The sequence below is a fragment of the Streptomyces sp. GLSS-08 genome (assembly GCF_056387915.1).
Genome location: NZ_JBWJAQ010000004.1, coordinates 363,148 through 386,155, shown reverse-complemented (window position 1 = coordinate 386,155; position 23,008 = coordinate 363,148). Strand labels below are relative to the sequence as shown.

General features: G+C 74.1%; 17 protein-coding genes and 1 pseudogene. 10 read left to right on the top strand and 8 right to left on the bottom strand.

All coding sequences use genetic code 11. The features are described from left to right. The first annotated feature begins 110 nt into the window (after nt 1-110). Complete coding sequence (locus AC0ZLC_RS09745; protein ID WP_476751490.1) at nt 111-3,422, top strand: S8 family serine peptidase; 3,312 nt, start codon at nt 111-113, stop codon at nt 3,420-3,422. A gap of 61 nt (nt 3,423-3,483) precedes the next feature. Here AC0ZLC_RS09745 and AC0ZLC_RS09740 read toward each other — a convergent pair whose 3' ends face one another. Further along, entirely contained in the window at nt 3,484-3,780 is a 297-nt protein-coding gene (locus AC0ZLC_RS09740) for a hypothetical protein (RefSeq protein ID WP_476751489.1), read from the bottom strand. Between the two features lie 64 nt (nt 3,781-3,844). Next, a pseudogene (locus AC0ZLC_RS09735) lies at nt 3,845-4,015 on the bottom strand (RNA polymerase subunit sigma-70); the annotation flags it as partial. Nucleotides 4,016-4,227: 212 nt separating this feature from the next. Here AC0ZLC_RS09735 and AC0ZLC_RS09730 point away from each other — a divergent pair. Then, on the top strand, nt 4,228-5,256 hold the full coding sequence (locus AC0ZLC_RS09730) for an aspartate-semialdehyde dehydrogenase (RefSeq protein WP_476751488.1): 1,029 nt from the start codon (nt 4,228-4,230) through the stop codon (nt 5,254-5,256). 89 nt (nt 5,257-5,345) lie between these two features. On the opposite strand, the gene AC0ZLC_RS09725 is transcribed toward AC0ZLC_RS09730, so the two are convergent. Then, on the bottom strand, nt 5,346-5,846 hold the full coding sequence (locus AC0ZLC_RS09725; protein WP_476751487.1) for a DUF1203 domain-containing protein: 501 nt from the start codon (nt 5,844-5,846) through the stop codon (nt 5,346-5,348). Nucleotides 5,847-5,958: 112 nt separating this feature from the next. Between AC0ZLC_RS09725 and pepN the strand changes: the two genes are divergently transcribed. Then, nucleotides 5,959-8,562, top strand: a complete 2,604-nt coding sequence (gene pepN, locus AC0ZLC_RS09720) for an aminopeptidase N (RefSeq protein ID WP_476751486.1) — start codon at nt 5,959-5,961, stop codon at nt 8,560-8,562. Nucleotides 8,563-8,735: 173 nt separating this feature from the next. Here pepN and AC0ZLC_RS09715 read toward each other — a convergent pair whose 3' ends face one another. After that, nucleotides 8,736-9,737 (bottom strand): EamA family transporter, encoded by a 1,002-nt coding sequence (locus tag AC0ZLC_RS09715; RefSeq protein ID WP_476751485.1) that lies wholly within the window; start codon nt 9,735-9,737, stop codon nt 8,736-8,738. A gap of 139 nt (nt 9,738-9,876) precedes the next feature. On the opposite strand from AC0ZLC_RS09715, the gene AC0ZLC_RS09710 reads away from it, so the two are divergent. Beyond that, nucleotides 9,877-10,383, top strand: a complete 507-nt coding sequence (locus AC0ZLC_RS09710) for a MarR family winged helix-turn-helix transcriptional regulator (protein WP_476751484.1) — start codon at nt 9,877-9,879, stop codon at nt 10,381-10,383. A gap of 274 nt (nt 10,384-10,657) precedes the next feature. Here AC0ZLC_RS09710 and AC0ZLC_RS09705 read toward each other — a convergent pair whose 3' ends face one another. The 3 genes from AC0ZLC_RS09705 to AC0ZLC_RS09695 form a co-directional block, all read right to left on the bottom strand. Continuing rightward, nucleotides 10,658-10,906 (bottom strand): hypothetical protein, encoded by a 249-nt coding sequence (locus AC0ZLC_RS09705; protein ID WP_476751483.1) that lies wholly within the window; start codon nt 10,904-10,906, stop codon nt 10,658-10,660. A 153-nt stretch (nt 10,907-11,059) separates the two neighbouring features. After that, the gene (gene malQ / locus AC0ZLC_RS09700; protein WP_476751482.1) at nt 11,060-13,432 is read right to left on the bottom strand and encodes a 4-alpha-glucanotransferase; all 2,373 of its coding nucleotides are present in this window, start codon (nt 13,430-13,432) and stop codon (nt 11,060-11,062) included. After that, entirely contained in the window at nt 13,433-13,741 is a 309-nt protein-coding gene (locus AC0ZLC_RS09695; RefSeq protein WP_476751481.1) for a hypothetical protein, read from the bottom strand. A gap of 413 nt (nt 13,742-14,154) precedes the next feature. Here AC0ZLC_RS09695 and AC0ZLC_RS09690 point away from each other — a divergent pair, with 413 nt between their 5' ends. The 6 genes from AC0ZLC_RS09690 to AC0ZLC_RS09665 all read left to right on the top strand — a co-directional run bounded on the left by AC0ZLC_RS09690 (nt 14,155) and on the right by AC0ZLC_RS09665 (nt 22,317). After that, a complete protein-coding gene (locus AC0ZLC_RS09690) occupies nt 14,155-17,460 on the top strand; it encodes a beta-N-acetylglucosaminidase domain-containing protein (RefSeq protein ID WP_476751480.1) in 3,306 nt (1,101 codons plus the stop codon). Nucleotides 17,461-17,641: 181 nt separating this feature from the next. Beyond that, nucleotides 17,642-18,232, top strand: a complete 591-nt coding sequence (locus tag AC0ZLC_RS09685; protein ID WP_476751479.1) for an RNA polymerase sigma factor — start codon at nt 17,642-17,644, stop codon at nt 18,230-18,232. Continuing rightward, on the top strand, nt 18,229-19,437 hold the full coding sequence (locus tag AC0ZLC_RS09680; RefSeq protein WP_476751478.1) for a zf-HC2 domain-containing protein: 1,209 nt from the start codon (nt 18,229-18,231) through the stop codon (nt 19,435-19,437). The genes AC0ZLC_RS09685 and AC0ZLC_RS09680 overlap by 4 nt, the downstream gene beginning before the upstream one ends. A gap of 89 nt (nt 19,438-19,526) precedes the next feature. Then, complete coding sequence (locus AC0ZLC_RS09675) at nt 19,527-20,291, top strand: ABC transporter ATP-binding protein (protein ID WP_476751595.1); 765 nt, start codon at nt 19,527-19,529, stop codon at nt 20,289-20,291. Continuing rightward, a complete protein-coding gene (locus AC0ZLC_RS09670) occupies nt 20,288-21,700 on the top strand; it encodes a hypothetical protein (protein ID WP_476751477.1) in 1,413 nt (470 codons plus the stop codon). Before AC0ZLC_RS09675 ends, AC0ZLC_RS09670 begins: the two co-directional genes overlap by 4 nt. Further along, entirely contained in the window at nt 21,697-22,317 is a 621-nt protein-coding gene (locus AC0ZLC_RS09665) for a hypothetical protein (protein ID WP_476751476.1), read from the top strand. The genes AC0ZLC_RS09670 and AC0ZLC_RS09665 overlap by 4 nt, the downstream gene beginning before the upstream one ends. 99 nt (nt 22,318-22,416) lie before the next feature. On the opposite strand, the gene AC0ZLC_RS09660 is transcribed toward AC0ZLC_RS09665, so the two are convergent. After that, nucleotides 22,417-22,953: an HNH endonuclease gene (locus tag AC0ZLC_RS09660; RefSeq protein WP_358849898.1), complete on the bottom strand. Its 537-nt coding sequence runs from the start codon at nt 22,951-22,953 to the stop codon at nt 22,417-22,419. Nucleotides 22,954-23,008 lie beyond the last annotated feature (55 nt).

Below are 23,008 nucleotides of genomic sequence, written 5' to 3'. Positions count from 1 at the left end.
GGTAAAGCTGAGCGGTCTTCCGGGTTCACATACCGGACTGATGTGATCGGCCCGATTCATCCCGGGTCCGTTCGCTCCACGCTCGTTCCTTTACCTACAAGGGATAGCTGATGACCCCCGAACCTCAGCGCGCTCCGATATCGGGCGCGAGACGCGTGGCCCGCGTGGCCGTGGCCGCAGGCCTGATGGCCGCGCTCTCCGCGGCCGGGCCGATACCCATGGCCTTCTCCGCGGACCACGCACCCGCCACACCGGACCCGGGCACCAAGTCCGCGAGCGCCAAGCTCGGTTCGGCCGACGCCGACCTCCTCACGGAGGCCAAGGCCGAGGGCGCCAAGAACGTCACGATGATGATCGCCACCGCCCCCGGGCAGACCGAGCAGGTCGCCGACCGGCTGGACGCGGTGAAGGGCGGCTCCGTGGGCCGCACCTACGACAAGGTCGGCTACGTCCGCGCCACGGTGCCGACCGCGAAGGCCGACGCGGCCATCGCCGCCGCCGCGAAGCTCACCTCCGTGCACGGCATCGACCTGCGCCAGGAGATCGCGCTCGACGACCCGGCCCCGAGCGCCGACACGGCCAAGGGCGCCAAGGAGCAGGCCACCGCGACGGCCGCCTACCCGGCCCCCTCCAAGAGCACGCCCGCCGAGAACCCGTACAACCCGTCCTTCGAGACGGGCGCCGTCGACTTCGTGCGGGAACACCCGAAGGCGGACGGCCGGGGCATCACCATCGGCATCCTCGACTCCGGTGTCGACCTCGGGCACCCGGCGTTGCAGAAGACCACCACCGGTGAGCGCAAGATCGTCGACTGGGTCACCGCGACCGACCCGATCACCGACAGCGACCTCACCTGGCGCCGGATGACCAACCCGGTCACCGGCCCCGTCTTCACCTACGGCGGCGCCACCTGGAAGGCCCCGGCGGGCGACTACCAGGTCAGCATCTTCCGCGAGTCCGCCTCCGTCGGCGGCGACGCCAACGGCGACGCGAACCGCGACGGCGACACGACCGACGCCTGGGGTCTGCTGTACGACGCCAAGGCCGGCACGGTCCGCGTCGACCTGAACAACAACCAGGACTTCACCGACGACGCGTCGATGAAGCCCTACAAGGACGGCTTCCAGACCGGCTACTTCGGCACCGACAACCCGGCGACCGACGTCGTCGAGCGGCAGCCGTTCGTCGTCGAGATCCGCAAGGACGTGCCGACCGACCCCTACGGCGGCGACTGGGTCGGCAAGAAGGCCGACTTCGTCAACATCGGCATCATCGAGTCCGAGCACGGCACGCACGTCGCGGGCATCACCGCCGCGCACGGCCTGTTCGGCGGCAAGATGAACGGCGCCGCGCCGGGCGCCAAGCTCGTCTCCTCGCGCGCCTGCACCTGGACCGGCGGCTGCACCAACGTCGCGCTCACCGAGGGCATGATCGACCTCGTCGCCAACCGCGGCGTCGACATCGTGAACATGTCCATCGGCGGTCTGCCGGCGCTCAACGACGGCAACAACGCGCGCGCCGAGCTCTACACGCGTCTCATCGACACGTACGGCGTCCAGCTGGTGATCTCCGCGGGCAACTCCGGCCCCGGCGCCAACACCATCGGCGACCCCGGTCTGGCCGACAAGGTCATCTCCGTCGGAGCGGCCATCTCCAGGAAGACCTGGGCCGCCAACTACGGCTCCCAGGTGGAGAAGCCGTACGCGATGATGCCCTTCTCCTCGCGCGGCCCGCGTGAGGACGGCGGCTTCACGCCGACGCTCAGCGCGCCCGGCGCCTCGATCAACACCACGCAGACCTGGCTGCCCGGCAGCCCCGTCGCGGAGGCCGGCTACACGCTGCCCGCGGGCTATTCGATGCTCCAGGGCACGTCGATGGCCTCCCCGCAGGCCGCGGGCGCCTCGGCGCTGCTGCTGAGCGCCGCGAAGCAGAAGGGCATCGACCTCACCCCGGCCACGCTGCGCACCGCGCTGAACTCCACCGCCGACCACATCAAGGGTGTGCAGGCGTACGAGGAGGGTGCGGGCCTCATCAACATCGGGGACGCTTGGGAGTCCATCAAGGACGACGCCACCGCGCACACCTACGCGGTCAAGGCACCGGTCGACACGGCGGTCGACTACGCCCTGAAGACGCCGGGCTTCGGCACGGGCCTGTACGACCGTGAGGGCGGCCTCAAGGCCGGCCAGTCCAAGACGTACGACGTGACCATCACCCGTACGTCGGGCCCCGACCGGGCGCTCCGCCACGAGCTGCACCTGGAGAACAACGCGGGCCGCACCTTCCGCATCGCGAGCTCCGACGAGGTCTCGCTGCCGCTGAACACGCCGGTCACCATCAAGATCGCCGCCAAGCCGTCCTCGGCCGGCATCAAGAGCGCGATCCTCGAGGTCGACGACCCGCGCACCGAGGGCATCGACAAGCAGGTCCTGTCGACCGTCGTCGTCGCCGCGCCGGTCAAGTACACGTACTCCGCGTCGGGTTCGGTGCAGCGCAACAGCAGCACGTCGTACTTCGTGACGGTCCCCGAGGGCGCCAAGTCCCTCGAGGTCGCGATGAGCGGGCTGAAGGACAAGAGCCAGACGCGCTTCATCTCCATCCACCCGTACGGCGTTCCGGTCGACAACACCTCGACGCCGTACTGCTACAACAACTACCTCGGCGGCAACGGCTGCAAGCCCGACGTGCGCGCGTACGCAGACCCGCAGGCCGGCGTCTGGGAGATCGAGGTCGAGTCGCGCCGTACGTCGCCGCTGCTCGACAACCCGTACAAGCTGGACGTCGCCGTGTTCGGCGCGGCCTTCGACCCGGCCGTCGTCACGGTCCCCGAGGCGAAGGTCGGCACCCCGGCCGCCGCCTCCTGGAAGGTGACGAACAACCTCGCGGCGCTCGACGGCTCGCTCAAGGGCGGCCCGCTCGGCTCCTCCAAGACGGCACGGCCGACCATCACCGAGGGCGCGACGCAGACCACCACGGTCGAGGTGCCCGCGGGCGCCAAGTCGCTCGACGTGGCCATCGGCAAGGTCTCCGACACGGCCGCCGACCTGGACCTGACGGTGAAGAACGCCGCCGGGACGACGGTCGGCTCGTCGGCGGACGGCGACTCCGAGGAGGCCGTCTCCGTGCCCTCCCCGGCCGCCGGGACGTACACCATCGAGGTCGTGGGCTACGCGGTTCCCTCGGGCTCCACGGCGTACGACTACCAGGACGTGTTCTTCTCGTCCTCGCTCGGCGAGGTCAGCGTCGACGGGTCCGCGCCGGTCAAGCTCGGCACGGGTGACTCGGCGACGGTGTCCGCCTCGGTCACCGCCGCCGCCGCGGCCCCCGAGGGCCGCGAGTTCTTCGGCCAGGTCCAGCTGGTGAACGCCCGCGGCACGGTCGCGGGCCTCGGCAGCGTCAAGATCGAGAAGGTCACCCCGTAACCGACGGGTGACGGCAGGAGGGGCGGGCGTCCTCGCGGGCGCCCGCCCCTTCGCGTCGCCGTCAGCCGGTGCCCCGCCGGGACTCCTGGCAGGTCAGCCCATCGGCACCGGGCAGCGCCCTCAGCAGCTCCTTGCGCGCGTCGCCGACACCCCGGCCGACCTCCCAGTCCTGCCCGTCCTGCGGACGCACCGGGATCCGGACGAGCGTGTACACGCCTGGCTTCAGGTTCTCGCGCGCGCCGCCGTCCAGGGTGACGGTGAGCGTCGGCCGGTCCTTCACCGACGCCTGCGGCCGGTAGTAGCGCCTCACCTTCAGCACGACCCGGACGTCCCCGTCCGTCCCTGGCGCGATGCTCACCACGGTCCCCTCCACGAGGACCCGCGAACAGGCGACGCGCATCTCGGGCGAGTCCGCCGGCGTGTCGCCCGCCTTGTTCCAGCAGCCGCAGGCGGACCTGCTGCACCCCGTCCGGCAGGTCCGCCTGCGGCACCCCGCCGAGCGCGAGCACCGCACGCACCCGGCGCTCCTGGGCCGCGTCCAGGGGGTCGTCCGCCCCCTGGACGCGCCGCGTCCTTCTGCGCAGCACCGTCACCCCTCCCCTCGCCGCGTTTCCTCTACGACGCCGGCGCGGGCCGAAACGTTCGCCGGGGCGTGGGTCACCCGCGCGGGGCCGCCCGAGGGGTACGTCACAGGCGCCATCCCATTCCTCGGGCAATGGATTGGACACACGGGGCCTGGTGAGACGCATGATGGGTTCACTGGGACCTGTCGTCCGTACGCAGGAAAAGCACGCTAGGAGTCGTCGTGAAGGTAGGAATCGTCGGAGCCACCGGTCAGGTCGGCACGGTCATGCGCAGGATTCTCGTCGAGCGGGACTTCCCCGTCGAGACGCTGCGCCTGTTCGCCTCGGCACGGTCGGCGGGTTCGACGATCGACTTCAAGGGCACGGCCGTGACCGTGGAGGACGCGTCCACCGCCGACTACACCGGCCTGGACATCGTGCTCTTCTCGGCGGGCGGTGCCACCTCGAAGGCGCTCGCGGAGAAGGTCGCCTCGCAGGGCGCCGTGGTGATCGACAACTCGTCGGCCTGGCGCAAGGACCCCGAGGTCCCGCTGGTCGTCTCCGAGGTGAACCCGCACGCGATCACCGACCGCCCCAAGGGCATCATCGCCAACCCGAACTGCACGACGATGGCCGCGATGCCGGTCCTGAAGCCGCTGCACGAGGAGGCGGGCCTGGAGGCGCTGGTCGTCGCCACCTACCAGGCGGTGTCCGGTTCCGGTCTCGCGGGCGTGGCGGAGCTGCACGGCCAGGCGCAGAAGGTCGTCGCCGACGCCGACAGGCTGACCCACGACGGCGGCGCGGTCGAATTCCCCGAGCCGCAGGTCTACAAGCGTCCCATCGCCTTCAACGTGCTCCCCCTCGCCGGCAACGTCGTCGACGACGGCCTGAACGAGACCGACGAGGAGCAGAAGCTCCGCAACGAGTCCCGCAAGATCCTGGAGATCCCCGGTCTCAAGGTCTCCGGCACCTGTGTGCGCGTGCCCGTCTTCTCCGGCCACTCCCTCCAGGTGAACGCCCGCTTCGCGCGTCCGCTGTCTCCGCAGCGCGCCACCGAGCTGCTCGCCGGCGCCCCGGGTGTCGTCCTCTCGGACATCCCGACGCCGCTGGAGGCGGCCGGCCAGGACGCCTCGTACGTCGGCCGTATCCGCCCCGACGAGACCGTCGACCACGGCCTGGCCCTCTTCGTCTCCAGCGACAACCTCCGCAAGGGCGCCGCCCTGAACGCGGTCCAGATCGCGGAGCTGGTCGCCGCCGAGCTGAAGGACTGACGCGGGTCCGCGGTGGCCGGGACCCCGGCGAGGGTCCCGGCCACCGCGGCGTCCGAGCAGCGGGAGCCGTCCCGGTGCCCGAGGCTCCTTCAGGGCCGCCGTACCTCGTAGAGGAAGCACCCGTACTCCACGGCCCTGACGTGGACCAGGGCGACCCGCGGGTCGGCGAAGGCGTCGGCGAGGGCCCCGTCGAGCGCCGCCTCGGCGTCCCGGGGGATCTCCAGCAGGCGCCCGCCCAGGATGTGCCCCTCTGCGGAGTACCGCCTGAGGACCCGCAGGGCACCCGGCCGGGCCAGGGGATACCGCTCTGCGCCGGGCTCAGGCCCCGCGCACTCCCCGGCGTGGATGAAGACCGGCCCCTGCTCGTCGTAGGCTCCGGGCCGCGCCCACGTCGCGGCCGCCCACCGCCGCAGCGGCGCGTAGGAGACGAGGGCGATCCGCTCCCCCGGCACACTGGGGCGCAGACAGCAGCGCAGGGGCGCCCCGCCCTCCTCGTCCGGGTACGGAGCGAGGGGCCGTCCGGCGTCGTCCCGGTCCCGGAGTTCCTTGAGCACCGTCTGCTCGACGGGTCGTGCGGTACAGGTCGTCATGCCTGAAGACTCGCCTCCGGGCGGCCGCCTTACCGGCGGGAAACGGACATCGCGTTCCGCGCAGTTCCCATGGAAGGATGACGCGACCCACACATAACGAGGAGATGACCGCGTGCCTGGCACAAACCTGACCCGGGAAGAGGCACAGCAGCGGGCGAAGCTGCTGAGCGTGGACTCGTACGAGATCGAACTCGACCTCTCCGACGCGCAGAGCGGGGGCACCACCCCGAACGGAGCCGGGAGTGGGGGCGGCACCTACCGGTCCGTGACCACGGTGCGCTTCGACTCCGCCGAGACCGGCGCGGAGTCCTTCATCGACCTGGTCGCCCCGGCCGTCCACGAGGTCATCCTCAACGGCGACCCGCTGGACCCCTCCGAGGTCTTCAAGGACTCGCGGATCACGCTGCCCGGCCTGCTGGAGGGACGCAACGTCCTGCGGGTCGTGGCGGACTGCGAGTACACCAACACCGGCGAAGGGCTGCACCGGTTCGTCGACCCCGTCGACCAGCAGGCCTACCTCTACACCCAGTTCGAGGTGCCGGACGCCCGCCGGGTCTTCGCCTCGTTCGAGCAGCCCGATCTGAAGGCCACCTTCCAGTTCACCGTGAAGGCGCCCTCCGGCTGGACCGTCATCTCGAACTCGCCGACGCCGGAGCCCAGCGACGACGTCTGGACCTTCAAGCCCACGCCCCGCATCTCCACGTACATCACCGCGCTGATCGCCGGGCCGTACCACAGCGTCCACAGCGTGTACGAGAAGGACGGGCAGTCGGTGCCGCTCGGCATCTACTGCCGGCCCTCGCTGGCCGGGTTCCTCGACTCCGACGCCATCTTCGAGGTCACCCGGCAGGGCTTCGAGTGGTTCCAGGAGAAGTTCGACTACGCGTACCCGTTCGAGAAGTACGACCAGCTCTTCGTGCCGGAGTTCAACGCGGGCGCGATGGAGAACGCGGGCGCCGTCACCATCCGCGACCAGTACGTGTTCCGGTCCAAGGTGACCGACGCCGCGTACGAGGTCCGGGCCGAGACCATCCTGCACGAGCTGGCCCACATGTGGTTCGGCGACCTCGTGACCATGGAGTGGTGGAACGACCTGTGGCTCAACGAGTCGTTCGCGACGTACACCTCGATCGCCTGTCAGGCGTACCACCCCGACTCGCGCTGGCCGCAGTCGTGGACGACGTTCGCGAACTCCATGAAGACGTGGGCGTACCGCCAGGACCAGCTGCCGTCCACGCACCCGATCATGGCCGAGATCCGCGACCTGGACGACGTCCTGGTCAACTTCGACGGCATCACGTACGCCAAGGGCGCCTCCGTCCTCAAGCAGCTCGTCGCCTACGTCGGCATGGATGAGTTCTTCAGCGGTGTGCAGGCCTACTTCAAGGCCCACGCGTTCGGGAACACCCGGCTGTCGGACCTGCTCGGCAAGCTGGAGGAGACCAGCGGCCGCGACCTCGGCACCTGGTCCGAGAAGTGGCTCCGGACGGCCGGCATCAACGTCCTGCGGCCGCGGCTCGAGACCGACGCCGACGGCGTCATCACCGCCTTCGCGATCCGCCAGGAGGCTCCCGCGCTGCCCGCCGGCGCGAAGGGTGAGCCGACGCTGCGTCCGCACCGCATCGCGGTCGGCCTGTACGACCTCGACGCGAGCGGCAAGCTGGTGCGCGGTGAGCGCGTCGAACTCGACGTCGACGGCGAACTGACCGACGTACCGCAGCTGGTGGGCAAGCGCCGTCCGGCGGTGGTCCTGCTCAACGACGACGACCTGTCGTACGCGAAGGTGCGCCTGGACGAGCAGTCCCTCGCGTTCGTGACGGAGCACCTGGGCGACTTCGAGTCGTCGCTGCCGCGCGCCCTGTGCTGGGCGTCGGCGTGGGACATGACGCGTGACGCGGAGCTCGCGACCCGCGACTACGTCTCCCTCGTCCTCGCCGGCATCGGCAAGGAGTCCGACATCGGCGTGGTGCAGTCGCTGCACCGCCAGGTCAAGCTGGCGATCGAGCAGTACGCGGACCCGGCCGCCCGCGAGACGCTGCTGGCCCGCTGGACCGAGGCGACGCTCGCCCACCTGCGCACCGCGCAGCCGGGCAGCGACCACCAGCTCGCCTGGGCGCGCGCCTTCGCGGCGACCGCCCGGACGCCGGAGCAGCTGGACCTCCTGGAGTCCCTGCTCGACGACCGGGAGACCATCGAGGGCCTGGCCGTCGACACCGAGCTGCGCTGGGCGTTCGTGCAGCGGCTCGCCGCGGTCGGCCGCTTCGGCGAGGCGGAGATCGCGAGCGAGTACGAGCGCGACCGCACGGCGGCCGGCGAACGGCACGCGGCGACGGCCCGTGCGGCCCGGCCGACCGAGGAGGCGAAGGCGGAGGCCTGGGCCTCGGTCGTGGAGTCCGACAAGCTCCCGAACGCCGTGCAGGAGGCGGTGATCGGCGGTTTCGTGCAGACCGGGCAGCGGGAGCTGCTGGCCCCGTACACGGACAGGTTCTTCGCCGTGGTCAAGGACGTCTGGGAGTCCCGCTCGCACGAGATGGCCCAGCAGATCGCGGTGGGCCTGTACCCGTCCGTGCAGGTCAGCGAGGACACCCTCGCGAAGACGGACGCGTGGCTGGCCACCGCGGAGCCGAACGCGGCCCTTCAGCGGCTGATCTCGGAGGCCCGCTCGGGCGTCGAACGGGCCCTGAAGGCCCAGGCGGCGGACGCGGCGGCGTCGTGAGGCGTTGCACGGCGGTGGCGGCGTGAGCCGTCCTACGGCGGACGTGCTCTGAGCCGTCGTACGGCGGACGTGGCGTGACCTGTCGCAGTTGAGAGGGGGCCCCGGCGATGTGCCGGGCGCCCCCTCCCGGTTGCCGCGCCGTCGCGGAGTCCGCGACTCGGACGGTACGGAGGTCACCCCGGGGCGACGGTGTCGGAAGCGGGGACGGCGGGGACAGCAAGGGTGGTGGGGGTGCCGGTGACCGGGGTGCCGGTGACCGGGTGGGGCGTGGCGGCCGGACCGGTGGTGCGGCGGGGTGCCCGCTGGCCCGCCACCGTCGCCGCGAACGCCAGGGCCATGCCGACTAGTTGGAGCGGCATCAGCGTCTGGCCGAGCGCCGCCCAGCCGATGACGGCCGCGGTGAGCGGCGAGAGCGGGCCGAGGAAGGTGACCTGGGTGGCGGTCAGCCGGCCGATGCCGCGGAACCAGAGCCAGTACGCGACCGCCGTGTTCGCCAGCGCCAGGTAGAGGTACCCGCCGACCGCCCGCCCGTCGAGCGCGGGCGGCGCGCCCTCGACGAGGAGCGCGAGCGGGGCGATCAGCAGTCCGCCGGCCGTGAGCTGCCAGGCGGTCAGCGCCAGGGGGCCGACGCCGTCGGGGCGCCCCCACCGCTTGGTCAGCACCGTCCCGGTCGACATCGACGCGGTCGAGGCGAGGGCGGCGAGGACGCCCAGGGTGTCCAGCGCCCCGGCCGCCTGGAGCACCACCAGGCTGACCCCCAGGGCGGCGGCGATCCCGGTGAGCAGGGTGCGTACGGTGGGCCGCTCCCCCAGCAGCAGCGCGGCGAGCCCGGCCACGAACAGCGGGCCGACCGAGCCGACGACCGCGGCCATCCCGCCGGGCAGCCGGTACGCGGAGAGGAAGAGCAGCGGGAAGAACGCCCCGATGTTCAGCGCGCCCAGGACCGCCGACTTCCACCACCAGACGCCGCGCGGCAGCACCCGGGCCAGCGCGAGGAGCACGAGCCCGGCGGGCAGGGCGCGCATCAGCCCGGTGAACAGCGGGCGGTCGGCCGGCAGGAACTCGGTGGTGACGGCGTAGGTGCTGCCCCAGGAGACCGGGGCCAGGGCGGTCAGCAGGACGGTCGCGGACCGCCGTCCGGTGGTGCCCGTGGAGCCGGGTGTCGCGTCCGTCATGACGGCGCCCTCCGCAAGGTGGGCCGACGCCTGGACGCGTCGGCGGAAAGTAAGTCAGTAGAAAGTAGCTTAGCGCTAAGCGACTTATCGTCAAGCTACTTTCTTGCGACCGACCGACGCACGGGCGGATACTCCCCCCATGACCGGGAACCCGCCGAGCCAGGACGAAGTCGACGCGATCGTCGAGCAGTGGGCCGACGTACGGCCCGACCTCGACACCAGGGCCATGGAGGTCTTCGGCCGCGTCTTCCGCCTCTCACGGGCGATGGGCGACCGCATGGAGCGGGCGTACACGCGGTTCGGGATCTCCCGCGGCGAGTTCGACGTACTCGCCACCCTGCGCCGCTCCGGTGAGCCCTACACGCTCTCGCCCCGCCAGCTCTCGGCGACGCTCATGCTCACCACCGGCGGAATGACCGGCCGCCTCGACAAGCTGGAGCGCGCGGGGCTGCTGCGCAGGTCCCCCGATCCGCACGACCGGCGAGGGCTCCAGGTGACCCTCACGGACGAGGGGTACCGCCTGATCGACGAGGCGGTGGGCGCGGGCCTCGCCGTCCAGACCTCGGCGCTCGACGCACTCGACCCCAAGCAGGCGGCCCAACTGGCCGATCTGCTGCGCCGGTTGCTCGCCGGTACCACGAGCTGACATCTGCCGCGGCCGGACGATGCCGCCGCTGCTGCGCAGGCACGGACGTGCCGGCCGGGTCGCGCTCGGCCCGGTACCGAACCGGGCCGCACCCGCAGACACAGCTCGAATCGGGCCGCACCCGCAGACACAGCCTGGTACGGCACCGCACCCGCAGGCACGGCGTGGGCCGGCCGTACGCGCGTACGGCCGGCGGGAAACGCGTAGAGGGAGCCCGTACACCCCATGGGTGCGGACTCCCTCGGCGGGGAAGATCAGAGGCGGACGGCGGCGGTCAGCCCTGCTTCTCGTGCCTGTGCTGCTTCTGGGACTTGTCGAGGACCATCACGAGTCCGGCGATGACCAGGAACAGCACGATCGGCGCCGCGACGTAGAGACCCAGCGTGTCGATCACGCTCAGGCCCTTGCCGGGGTCGTCACCGTCGTCGCGGGTGAGCGCGAGCGCGGGGGACGACATGAGCAGCATCATCAGCGTCGTACCGGCAGCCAGGGCGCCGGCGCGCAGGGCGTTCTTCTTGTCCACGGTGCAAACGTAGCGAACGCCCGGAGCGGCCGCGCGCCCGGGGTGCCATAGGAAGGACCCGGGTGCCGTACGAGGGGCTCATGGGCCGGGGCCCGGCCGGCGGTCCGGGGAGCACGCGAGGCACGCCCCCGGGCCGGACGGACATCCGCGGCGTCAGGCGTCAGGGGTGCCGGGTGCGGCAGCGGACGCCGGGGGCGCCGGACTCGGCCGCAGCACGTCCAGGAGGGCGTGCAGCCGGGGTGACGCGGCCAGTTCCTCCAGCGTGACGGGACGGCCCCCGGCGTCGGCGATGGGCAGTCGCCAGTTCGGATACTGGTCCCAGGTGCCGGGCAGGTTCTGCGGGCGCCGGTCCCCGACGGTGTCCGGCAGCCAGACGCCGACCATCCGGGCCGGCGTGCGCAGCAGGAACCGGTGCACCGCCTGGATCTCGGCCTCCTCGGACGCCGACGAGATTCCTCCGCCCCCGGGCTCACCCCCACCCTCGCCCCAGCCCCTGGATTCACCCTCAGCCCCGCCCCAGCCCTTGGGCTCACCCTCAGCCCCGCCCCCGCCGTCGCCCTTCAGCAGTCCGAGCCGGGCCAGCAGTGCCAGCCACTCCCCCGTGTCCGCGGCCGCCTCGGCCCGCTCCTGCGCCAGGGGCCGGGTCAACAGGCCCAGGCTGTCGCGGAGTTCCACGTGCTCGCCGGTGAGACGGGCGGCGGTGGACGGGAGGTCGTGCGTGGTGGCGGTGGCCAGGCAGTCGGCGCGCCAGCGTTCGGGCGGCAGCGGCAGGCCGTCGCCGGCCCAGTCCCGTTCGAACCACAGGACGGAGGTGCCGAGCACCCCGCGCTCCTGCAGGGCCTCCCGCACGCCCGGCTCGACGGTGCCGAGGTCCTCGCCGATCACCAGTGCCCCGGCACGCGATGCCTCCAGTACGAGGACGGCGAGCATGGCCTCGGCGTCGTAGCGGACGTAGGTGCCCTCGGTGGGCGGCCGGCCCTGCGGGATCCACCAGAGCCGGAACAGGCCCATGACGTGGTCGATACGCAGGGCGCCCGCGTAGCGGAAGAGGGCGCGCAGCAGCCGGCGGTACGGGGCGTAGCCGGACTCGGCCAGCCGGTCGGGGCGCCAGGGCGGCAGGCTCCAGTCCTGGCCCAGCGCGTTGAAGGCGTCCGGTGGGGCGCCCACGGTCATTCCGGCGGCGAAGTGCTCCTGCTGTGCCCAGGCGTCGGCGCCGCCCGGGTGGACGCCGACCGCGAGGTCGTGGACGAGGCCGATGTCCATGCCGGCGTCGCGGGCGGCGCGCTGGGCGGCGGTGAGCTGGGCGTCGGTGAGCCAGGCCAGCCACGTGTGGAAGTCGACGCGGTCCGCCAGTCCGGTCCGGGCGCGGGCGGTCTCGGCCGAGCGCGGGTCGCGCAGTCCGGCCGACCACCGGTGCCAGTCGGAGCCGTGCACCTCGGCCAGCGCGCACCACGTGGCGTGGTCCTCCAGGGCGGTGCCCTCCCGGGCGAGGAAGTCGCCGTGGGCGGCCTGCCGTCCGGGGCCGAGCGGCACGGCGCGGACCAGTTCGAGTGCCTCGCGCTTGAGGTCCCACACGGCGTCGCGGTCGATCAGCGCGCCCTTGTTCAGGACGGAGTCGCGCAGGGCATCGGCGCGGCGGAGCAGGTCGTCGAGCCGGTCGCGGTCGCCGGCGTGGGCGAACTCGGGGACGTCCTCGACGCGCAGGTGCACCGGGTCGGGGAAGCGGCGCGAGGAGGGCCGGTAGGGGGAGGGGTCGGTGGGGGTGCCGGGCACGGCCGCGTGCAGCGGGTTGAGCTGTACGAATCCGGCGCCGAGCGCGCGGCCCGCCCAGGTGGTCAGCTCGCTCAGGTCGCCGAGGTCGCCCATGCCCCAGGAACGGCGGGAGAGCAGGGAGTAGAGCTGGACGAGCAGTCCGTACGTGCGTCCGGGCGGGGCGGGCAGCCGGGCGGGGGCGGCCACGAGGTGGGCGTCGGCGGTGCGGCCGTCGGGTGCGGTGACGCACAGGGTGTGGATGCCGGCCGGGAGGTCCAGGGCGGAGGTGCGGGTCTCGCCCTGCTCGGTCTCGACGCGCAGCCTGGTGCCGTCCGGCAGACCGTCGAGCGCGGCGGGCGCGCGGCCTCCCCAGGACACGACGGTCGGGGGCAGCAGCCGCTCGTGCAGTTCGGCCTCCCGGGACGCGAGGGCGGCGCGGACGGCCTGCGGGGTGCTCGCGTCGACGCCCAGGGCCGCGAGGGCCGCGACGACCGCGGTGTCCGAGGCGGGGACCGTGCGGTCCGTGGAGGGGCGGTAGGAGGTGGCGACGCCGTGCAGGGAGGCCAGCCGCGACAGCGGTGTCCCGGCGGACTCGGCCTCGGCGGCTTCGGCGGCTTCGGTCCGCGGGGCCGACGCGGTGCGGGACGGCGGGTTCTCGACGGGCTCGGCGGGCGGGGCGGACGCGGCGTCGGACGGCGGGTTCTCGGCGGGCTCGGCGGGCGGGGCGGACGCGGCGTCGGACGGCGGGTTCTCGACGGGCTCGGCCGGGGCCATCTAGACCCCCGCTGCGGCGCCGGTCGAGGTCGGCTCGCTGGTCAGGGGGGCGGCGTCGGGGAGGGGCGGCTCGCTGGTCAGCGGCTCGGCGTCGGGCAGCGGCGGCTCACTGGTGAGCGGTGCCTCGCCCCAGGAACCTTCGGCGCTGTCGCACTCCTGCGGAGCAACGCCGAGCGTGTCCCGCTCGGGGACTCGGGCGGGCCGGGCTCCCCGCTGTTTCGGCCGGAGGCCGGCGTCGCGGGCATCGGCGGAGCACTCCGCCGAGGGTTTGGAGAGGGCCGAGAGCAGAAGGTGTGCCGAAGCGGCCACGGGGGTCTCCTTGTCGTCGTGCGGCGGGCGCGGGTTGTCGCAGCCCTACCCAATGAGCGCGGCCGCAGACGTCCACGCACACTCAAGGTGTTCTTGGTCACATTCTGTGTCAGGAGTGGCCATGCCACCAGAAGCCGGTCGGGTGCTGCCGGAGCGCCGCCGCACGGCGCGCCGGGACCCCCGCGCCCGGCAGAGGCGTCGCGGCGCGTCGGCCGGTTCCGTTGACACTGCGACCACGTGAATGGTGGGGTCGGTGCCGCCCCGGCCGAGCCGTGCGGGGGAGCCGAACGACAAGGGAGGGGCTGTTGTTGCAGCTCCGGCGCGGGATGGGAGCCGTACAGCTTCGGCGGGGACGGGGGACCGTGCGGCGGGGGCCGGGTGCCGTTCCGCTCCGCCGGGGGCAGGGTGCCGCCGTGCTCGCGTTCGTCCTCGCCGCGAGTGCGCTGGGCGTGGCGCCGGGTGCCTCCGCGGCGCCGGGTGCCGCAGGCGCCCGGGTTCGGGCTGCCGCCGCCGCGGAGGCGCCGCGCGCGGAGGCCCTGCCGTCGGTCTGGCCGCGCCCGCAGTCCCTGAGCGCGGGCGGTTTTGCCGTCACGGTGACGGACGAGGTGATCCTGGTTGCCGACGCGGTGGCCGATCCGTACGCCCTGGACGCGTTGCGGGCGCTGCTGTGGCAGGCCGGCGCGCGGAAGGTCACGACGGTGGGTGACAGCGACCCGCTCCCCGCGGACGCGTTGCGCGCGGGCGCACTGGTGGTGCGCGCGGGCGCGGAGTCGGCGCACGACAGGCCGACGTACGAGACGGCGCACGGCGAGTCGGCGCACGGCCTGCCTTCGTACGGCGAGTCGGCGCACGGCGGTCAGACACCGGGCAGCGGAACGGCGGGCACCGACCGCGCCAGGAAGCCCACCGGACCGAAGCGCCCGGGCGGCACCGCGGGCTCGACCGGCACCACCGGCTCGGGTCGCACCGCGGGCCCCGGCGGCCGCGACGGTGGCGGTCGCGGTGGTGCCGGGGACGGCAGGAGCGCGTACCCCTTCGGCGGGCACGCCGGAAGCGCGGCGACCGACGGTGCGCACGCCCTCGGTGTCCGCGCCGCGACCCCCCTGGACAAGGCCCTCGCCGCCCTCGGCGCGCCACCCCGCGCCGATCTCCCCTCCGGCGGCTACCGGCTGGCCGTCGGCCGGGCCGGGGGCCGGGCCACGGTCGCGCTCGCCGGAGCGGGCGAGGACGGCCTCTTCCACGCCGTGCAGACGCTGCGCCAGCTGATCGACGGCGACGGGCGCGTCGCGGGCGTCCTGGTCCGCGACTGGCCGGGTACGGCGGTCCGGGGCACGACCGAGGGCTTCTACGGCACCCCGTGGACCCAGGAACAGCGCCTGGCGCAGCTGGACTTCATGGGCCGCACCAAACAGAACCGCTATCTGTACGCGCCCGGCGACGACCTCTACCGCCAGGCGCGCTGGCGTGAGCCGTATCCGGCCCGACAGCGCGCCGACTTCCGCGAGTTGACGGGCCGGGCGGTCCGCGATCACGTCACCCCGGCCTGGGCCGTTGCCCCGGGGCAGGCGATGTGCTTCTCGTCGGACGCCGACGTCGATGCCCTGACACGCAAGCTGGACACCATGTGGGCGCTGGGCTTCCGCGCGTTCCAGCTCCAGTTCCAGGACGTCAGTTACAGCGAGTGGCACTGCGCGGCGGACGCGGAGGAGTTCGGCTCGGGGCCGGAGTCCGCGGCGCGGGCGCAGGCCCGGGTGGCGAACGCGGTGGCCCGGCGGCTGGCCGGACTCCACCCGGACGCACCGGCGTTGTCGCTGATGCCGACCGAGTACTACCAGGACGGCCCGACCGCGTACCGGCGGGCGCTGGCGAGCGTGCTGGACGACGCCGTCGAGGTCGCGTGGACGGGCGTCGGTGTCGTGCCGCGCACCATCACGGGCCGAGAACTCGCCGCCGCCCGGGACGCGTTCGGGCATCCGCTGGTCACGATGGACAACTACCCGGTCAACGACTACGCACAGGACCGGATCTTCCTCGGCCCGTACCAGGGCCGCGAGCCCGCGGTCGCGACGGGTTCGGCGGGCCTGCTCGCCAACGCGATGCGCCAGGCGGAGGCGTCCCGCGTCCCCCTCTTCACCGCCGCCGACTACGCCTGGAATCCCCGCGACTACCGCCCCCAGGACTCCTGGCGGGCCGCGATCGGCGACCTCGCCGACGGTGACGCGCGGGGCGAGCGGGCGTTGAGCGCGCTGGCCGGGAACGACGCGTCGTCGGTCCTGCGCGGCGACGAGTCGGCATACCTGCGCCCGCTCGTCGCGGCCTTCTACAAGACCCGCGCGACACCGGACAGCGCGGCGGCGGACAAGGCGGCGCGGCGGCTGCGGGACGCGTTCGCCGTGATGCGCGGGACACCCGGGCACCTGCCCGGCCGCTCGCTGGCCACCGAAGTACGGCCGTGGAGCCGGCAGTTGGCGCGCTACGGGGACGCGGGCGACACCGCCGTCACCATGCTGCGCGCGCAGGCGGGCGGCGACGCGACGACGGCCTGGCAGTCCTACCGCACCCTCGACGGCCTGCGCGCCGAACTGCGCAGGAGCCGGGTCACGGTCGGCAAGGGCGTCCTCGACCCCTTCCTGACCCGGGCGCAACAGGCGTACGAGGCCTGGGCTGGTCTCGATCACGAGTCCGCGGTGCGGGACGACGCACCGGCCGGTCACGACGCCGCGACCGGGCGCGACTCGTCGGCGGAGCCCGGTTCCTCCGCCGAGCACGGCCGGGCGGCGGGCGGGCGCACCGTCCGCCTGCCGCACACCCGCCCCCTCGCCGCGGTCACCGTGCTCGCCGATCCCGGGACGCCCGGAACCGTCGAGGCGTACGTTCCCGGCGAGGGCTGGCGGCGTCTCGGCACGCTCGCGCCGGGCGGCGCGACGGAGATCTCCGCGACGGTGCGCACGGACGCCCTGCGGGTGACCGGGGCGGGGTCCTCGCACGTACGGCACCTCGTGCCGTGGTTCGCCGACTCCCCCCTCGCGAAACTGGAGTTGGGGCGCACGCGGACGGACGTGGCCATCGGCGGCACCGGGTCGGTGACGGCGCGGCTCGTCCCCCTGCGCCCGTCCGACGTCCGCGGGAAGCTCACCGTGAAGGCACCCAAGGGTGTCAGGGCGCGGGTCCCGGCGACGGAGCTCCTGCGGCGCGGCACGCGGCTCGACGTCCCGGTCGAGATCACCGTCCCGGCCCGGACGCCCTCGGGCACGTACGTGGTGACGGTCGGTTTCGGCGGGGTGACCCGCGCCTTCACGGTCCGCGCGTTTCCCCGCACGGAGGGACCCGACCTCGCCCGGAACGCGAGGGCACGCTCCTCGGGCGACGAGACGGCGGACTTCCCGGCGTCGGCGGCGAACGACGGCGACCGGGGGACGCGCTGGTCCTCGCCCGCCCGGGACGACGCCTGGTGGCAGATGGAACTGGCCGCTCCGGTGCGCCTGGGCCAAGTGGTGCTGCGCTGGCAGGACGCATACGCCTCCACGTACCGGATCCAGGTTTCCGGAGACGGCCGCACCTGGCGGACGGCCTCGGAGGTGCGGGACGGGCGGGGTGGCCGCGAGTCGGTGCGCATGGACGAACGGGACGTGCGGTTCGTGCGCGTCCAGGGAGCGCGGCGGGCGACGCGGTACGGCTACTCGCTGTGGTCGGTGGAGGCGTACGGCGTGGCACGGTGACGTCCGGTGGCCTGCGGCGCGGCACGGTGACGTCCGGGCGGTACGGCGTGGCCCGGTGACGTGACGTCCGGAGCGTACGGCGTGCCCCGGTGCGAGGAACACCGGGCGGGACCGGCGGGCCGCGCGGTGAACCGGTAACGCCGCGGGGGTCGATAGACGGGGTGTGAGACTGTTCCGCCCCATGGGGGGCCACCGGGAGGACGCGACGGACGCGGCGCTGCTGCGGGCCGTCGCGGACGGGGACTCGGCGGCGATGGCCGCGCTGTACGACCGGCACGCCGGCTGGCTGCACACGCGGCTGACCCGGCGGTGCGCGGACCCCGAGGTCGTGCGCGAGGTGCTCCAGGACACCTTCGTGACCGTGTGGCGGTCGGCGGCCGCCCACCGGGGCGAGGAGGCCGGCGGCTGGCTGTGGACGATCGCGGCCCGGCGGCTGGTGGACGCGCGCCGGGTGCAGGAGCGGGCCGCGCGGGTGGAGTACGAGGCACCGGCGCCGGCGGCCTCCGCCGAGGAACGGGTGCTGGCCGGACTGGAGTACGGGGACGTCGGCGCGGCGCTGGACCGCATCTCGCCCGAGCTGCGCGAGGTGCTGCGGGCGACGGTGGTCGACGGACTGACCACCCGGGAGACGGCCCGGCTCCTCGGCATCCCCGAGGGCACGGTCAAGACCCGCGCCATGCGCGCCCGCGCCGAACTCCGGGCGGCCCTCGCCCATCTGAACCCGTCCCCGGTCCCGGCGCCGGGCCCGGCCACGCTGGGAGGTCCGGCATGACCGGCTGGCACGCACCCGACGACCTGATCACCCGCTACACGGACGGCTCCCTGCCGGAGACGGACGCCTGGTCCCTGGAGAAACACCTGGAGGGCTGCACCCCGTGCGCCGTCCGGGCGTCGCGCGCGGCACGGGCGGGAGCGGCGGGGACGGTGCTTGCGGAGGTACGCGACGCGGTCCTGCACGCGGCAGACCCGCGGTCGGCACCGGTGCCCGCCGGCACCGCGCCGGGGACGCCGCTGCCCGCGCCGGTCCCGGTCGACACCGCGCCCGGCCTCGTCCGAACCGCCGGGGGGCGGCTCGGGCAGATCCGCACCGCGGGACGGCGGCTCGGGCAGATCCGCACCGCGGGACGGCGGCCCGGGCGGTTCCGAACCGTTGGAGGACGGCTCACGCACGCCCGGACCGTCGGGGGACGGCCCGCGCAGGTCCGCACCGTCGAGGGACGGCCGGCTCAGGTGCCCACCGCCGAGCAACGGCCCGAGCAGATCCGAGCCGCCGGGAAACGGCTGACGCAGGTCCGTACCGCCGGGAGAAGGCTGACGCAGGCCCGTACCGCCGGGGCGCGGACCGGACGCGCCCTGTGGGCCGCGGGCCCCGCGTTGCGCGGGGCCTGGGCGGGGGCGGTGGTGCTCGTGGCCGTGGGGGCGCTCGTCCTCGCGTACGGCGGTGGATTCGACGGGGCGCGTCCGCTGCTGCTCGCCGTCGCGCCGGTCGTCCCCGTAGCCGGAGTCGCACTCTCCTACGGGCGGCACGCCGATCCCCTGCACGAGATCGCCGCGGCGTCGCCCGCCGGCGGGCTGCGGCTGGTGCTCACGCGGACAGCCGCGGTCCTCGCGGTGAGCCTGCCCCTGCTGACGGCGGCGGGCCTCCTGCTCCCGGCCGGCGATCCGCGGCTGCCGCAGGCGCCCCCGGCGGCCGCCTGGCTGCTGCCCGGCCTCGCCCTGACGCTGGCCACGCTGGCACTGTCGGGGTACGTGGGCTGCCGGGCCGCCTCGGCGGTGGTGGGCGCCGGCTGGGTGCTCGCGCTGGCCGGGCCCGTCCTGGCGGACACGGGTGCGGGTCTGACGGCCCGTCTCACCCAGCAGCTCTCCCTCTACTTCACCGGCGCCCCGCCGCAGTGGGCCTGGGCGGCGGGCTCCGCGCTCTGCGCCCTGCTTCTCGCCGCGCGCCGTACCGCGTACGACCGTCTGGAGACGATGTGACCCCCGGAACCACCGACGCCACCACGGCCCGAACCACCGGTCCCACCAGAACCAGAACCGGCACCGGCACGCCGTCCGGCCCCTCGTCCATCCATGTCCGCGGCCTGACCGTCCGCCATCGCGGGACCGTCGCCCTGGACGCCGTCGACCTCGACTTCGGCCCCGGCGTCCACGGGCTGCTCGGTCCGAACGGGGCCGGCAAGACCTCCCTCATCCGTGTCCTCGCGACGGTCGCGGAGCCCGCCTCGGGCCGGGTGGAGATGCTCGGCAGCGACCTCGGCCGCCACCGGGAGCGCGGCGCGGTCCGCCGGGAACTGGGCTATCTGCCGCAGGAGTTCGGGTACTACCCGGGATTCACGGTGCGGGAGTTCGTGGCGTACGTGGCCTGGCTGAAGGAGATGCCGGCCGCGGCCACCCCGGCCGCGGTCGAGCGCGCGGTGACCCGGGTCGGGCTCGCCGACCGCATCGACGCGAAGGTGAGGACGCTCTCCGGCGGGATGATCCGCCGCGTCGGCATCGCGCAGGCCATCGTGAACGACCCCCGGGTCCTGCTCCTCGACGAACCCACCGCGGGACTGGACCCCGAGCAGCGCGTCGAGTTCCGCGCGCTGCTGCGGGACCTCGGCGGGACGGCCACGGTGCTCGTCTCGACCCACCTGGTGGAGGACGTGGCAGCCGCCTGCACGGACGTCACATTGATCGAGGCGGGCCGGGTCGCCTACCGCGGCACCCCGCCGTCGCTGGCCGCCCTTGGCGCGGACGGCGCGGACTCCGACGGCAACGCCATCGAGCGCGGGTACACAGCGGCCCTGCGGGCCCACCGCGCGTGCACCCCTGCGGAGGCCGGCCGATGACCGCAGGGACCCGGCCGGCCTCCGCCGGGTACCGCGCGGCACCCGTTCGTCCGCCCCGCACGACGCCCGCGGCCGATGCCGCACCCGCACCCCACCCGCTGCGCACCGAGTTCCTGCGGGGCTTCGCCCCCTGGGCGGGTGCCGCGCTGCTGGTCGCGCTGGCGTGGCCCCTGGTGGCGACCGCGTCCCAGTGGCAGGGCAGCTGGGGCGAGACGACCACCAGGCTGAGCGCCGCAGCGGCCATGATCGGCGCCCCCTTCGCGCTGGCCGCGGGCGCCTGGCACGGCGGACGGGAACGCCGACTGGGGACGACGGAACTGCGTGCCTCGACCGCGCGTGGCCCGCTGGCCCAGCTCCTGACGGCGGCGCTGCCGCTCGCCTGCTGGCTGACCGCGGCCTGTCTGGCGGCGGCGGCCGGCGCGCTGCTCGCCTGCGCGCCCTACGCGTCGGCGGGCGGCCCGGCCCCGGCCGTCCCCGCGGGGACCGCCCTCTCCGTCGGCGCGTGCACGGTGCTCGGGCACGTGGCCGGACGCGTGCTGCCGTGGCGGCTGACCGCGCCCGCGCTGGCGATCTGCGGATACGTCCTCGCCGGCACCCTGGGCACCTCGCAGTCCGGCCTGCGCCACCTGGTGTTCGCGCATGTGCAGGGCAACGACGACAGCGAGCTGCCCCTGTGGTGGTATCCGCTCGTCTCCGTGCTGTGGGCGGCCGCTCTCGCCGCCGCCGCGGTCCTGGTCCACACCGCGCGCCGCCGGGCGACCGCGCTGCTGCCGCTCGGCGCCGCGCTGGTCGCCGCCGTCCTCCTCGTCCAGACGGGTGACGGCCTGCTGCGCGACAACCCCGCGTTCCGCCGGCAGGTGTGCGACACGTCGGTCACCCCGCACGTGTGCGTCAACGCCACCCGTCCCGGCCTGCTGCCAGAGGTCACGGACGCGCTGTCCGGTCTCACCGGCCGCCTGGAGGGCGTACGGAACCTGCCGGTGCGCTTCGAGGACCTCGGACGCCGCCCGCGCGGGGACGAGGCGGAACTCCCGATGCTCACGCCGTTCGGCTGGGGTGTCGTACGCGGCGAGGTGACCGACCCGGAACGGTACGCCTGGCAGGCCGCGCACGCGCTGGTCCGCTGGGACTGCGACGGGACGCCCTCGGCACGGCGGGTCCGGGTGACCGACGAGGCCGTGCTCCGCTGGCTGGCCCCCGATCCGATGGCCCGCCGCCTGCCGGCGGATCTCGCGGAGTGGGCGCGCACGAGCGGCGACCAGGGGGAGACCGCCCGTTTCCGCGCCGAGGACGAGGCATACGCCCGGCTGGCCGCCATGACCGACGCCGAGCGCCGCCCCTGGCTCGGCCGCTACTTCGCGACGGCCCGTGCGTGCGACCCGGCCCCGAGCGAGGTCCCGTCCCTGTGAACAGCCTCCGCCCGCCGGGCCCCCTCGTCCTGTACGCCCGTTCCCGCGACCTGCCGGTGACCGTGGCCGCGCTGGTCTGCACCGCGCTGCTCACCCTCTGGGCGGCGAGCCGCCCGGAGACCTATCTGGACCCGTACCGCAGGGTCCCGCTGCTCTCCCTCGCCCCACTGCTGGCCTCGGCGGCGATCGGGGTGAGCCTCCACTCGTCCACGCGGGACCTGGACGACACCGCCGTACGCCCCTGGTGGCCCCGGCGACTGGCCCATCTGCTGGTGCTCAGCGCGCTCGCGGCGCTGCTCCTCGCCCTCGCGGTGCCGGGGCACGCCGACGTGTTCGGCGCGGCGGCGATGGTCCGCAACACGCTCGGCGCGGTCGGGCTCACGGCGGTGTCGGCGGCGGTGTTCGGGGCCCGGGCGAGCTGGCTGCCGACGACGCTGTACTTCAGCGGGATGTATCTGTCGGCGTCCGCGCCCCGTGTGAGAAACGAGACAGTCCTGGCGTGGCCCATGCAGACGGGGCCGCAGCCGGGTGCGTGGGCCGTGGCGCTGGCACTGTTCGTGACCGGGCTGGCGCTCTGCGCGGTGCGCGGTGCCCGCCCCGAAGGGCCCCGCGGCTGACGCGGGGCCGTGCGCGGCCGGCCGGGCACGGGTGTGCGGGCAGGCCGGGCGGAACCGTGTGCCGCAGGCCGGGCCGGGGATGTGCAAAAGCCCGGATCGTCAGGCGGAGATGCCGTCGATCCGGGCCATCGCGTCCTCGGCGCCGTACGGCTGCAGGTAGGGCAGCCAGCGCGGGTCGCGATGGCCGGTTCCGATGATGCGCCAGGCGAGCCCCGTCGGCGGGGCGGGTTTGTGGCGCAGCCGCCAGCCGATCTCGACCAGATGGCGGTCGGCCTTGACGTGGTTGCAGCGGCGGCAGGACGCCACCACGTTGTCCCAGACGTGCTGACCCCCGCGGCTGCGCGGGATGACGTGGTCGACGCTGGTGGCGATGCCACCGCAGTACATGCACCGGCCGCCGTCCCGGGCGAAGAGAGCTCGCCTGGTCAGCGGGACGGGGCCCCGGTAGGGGACCCGGACGAACCTCTTCAGCCGGACCACGCTGGGTGCGGGGACAGTCACGGTCGCGCTGTGCATGAAGGCGCCGGATTCCTCGAGACAGACGGCCTTGTTCTCAAGGACGAGGACGAGCGCGCGGCGGAGCGGTACGACGCCGAGTGGCTCGTACGACGCGTTGAGGACCAGGACATGCGGCACGGATGCCTCCTTGTACGCCGGCGGCGCGTGGCTCGCGCCGGGACGATCTGTGGCC

Bases quoted from the DNA above. Each gene is read 5' to 3' on its own strand.
- AC0ZLC_RS09745 (WP_476751490.1), top strand. From the start codon at position 111: ATGACCCCCGAACCTCAGCGCGCTCCGATATCGGGCGCGAGACGCGTG.
- AC0ZLC_RS09670 (WP_476751477.1), top strand. From the start codon at position 20,288: ATGACCGCAGGGACCCGGCCGGCCTCCGCCGGGTACCGCGCGGCACCC.
- AC0ZLC_RS09725 (WP_476751487.1), bottom strand. From the start codon at position 5,846: ATGACGACCTGTACCGCACGACCCGTCGAGCAGACGGTGCTCAAGGAA.
- AC0ZLC_RS09685 (WP_476751479.1), top strand. From the start codon at position 17,642: ATGGGGGGCCACCGGGAGGACGCGACGGACGCGGCGCTGCTGCGGGCC.
- AC0ZLC_RS09715 (WP_476751485.1), bottom strand. From the start codon at position 9,737: ATGACGGACGCGACACCCGGCTCCACGGGCACCACCGGACGGCGGTCC.
- malQ (WP_476751482.1), bottom strand. From the start codon at position 13,432: ATGGCCCCGGCCGAGCCCGTCGAGAACCCGCCGTCCGACGCCGCGTCC.
- AC0ZLC_RS09680 (WP_476751478.1), top strand. From the start codon at position 18,229: ATGACCGGCTGGCACGCACCCGACGACCTGATCACCCGCTACACGGAC.
- AC0ZLC_RS09710 (WP_476751484.1), top strand. From the start codon at position 9,877: ATGACCGGGAACCCGCCGAGCCAGGACGAAGTCGACGCGATCGTCGAG.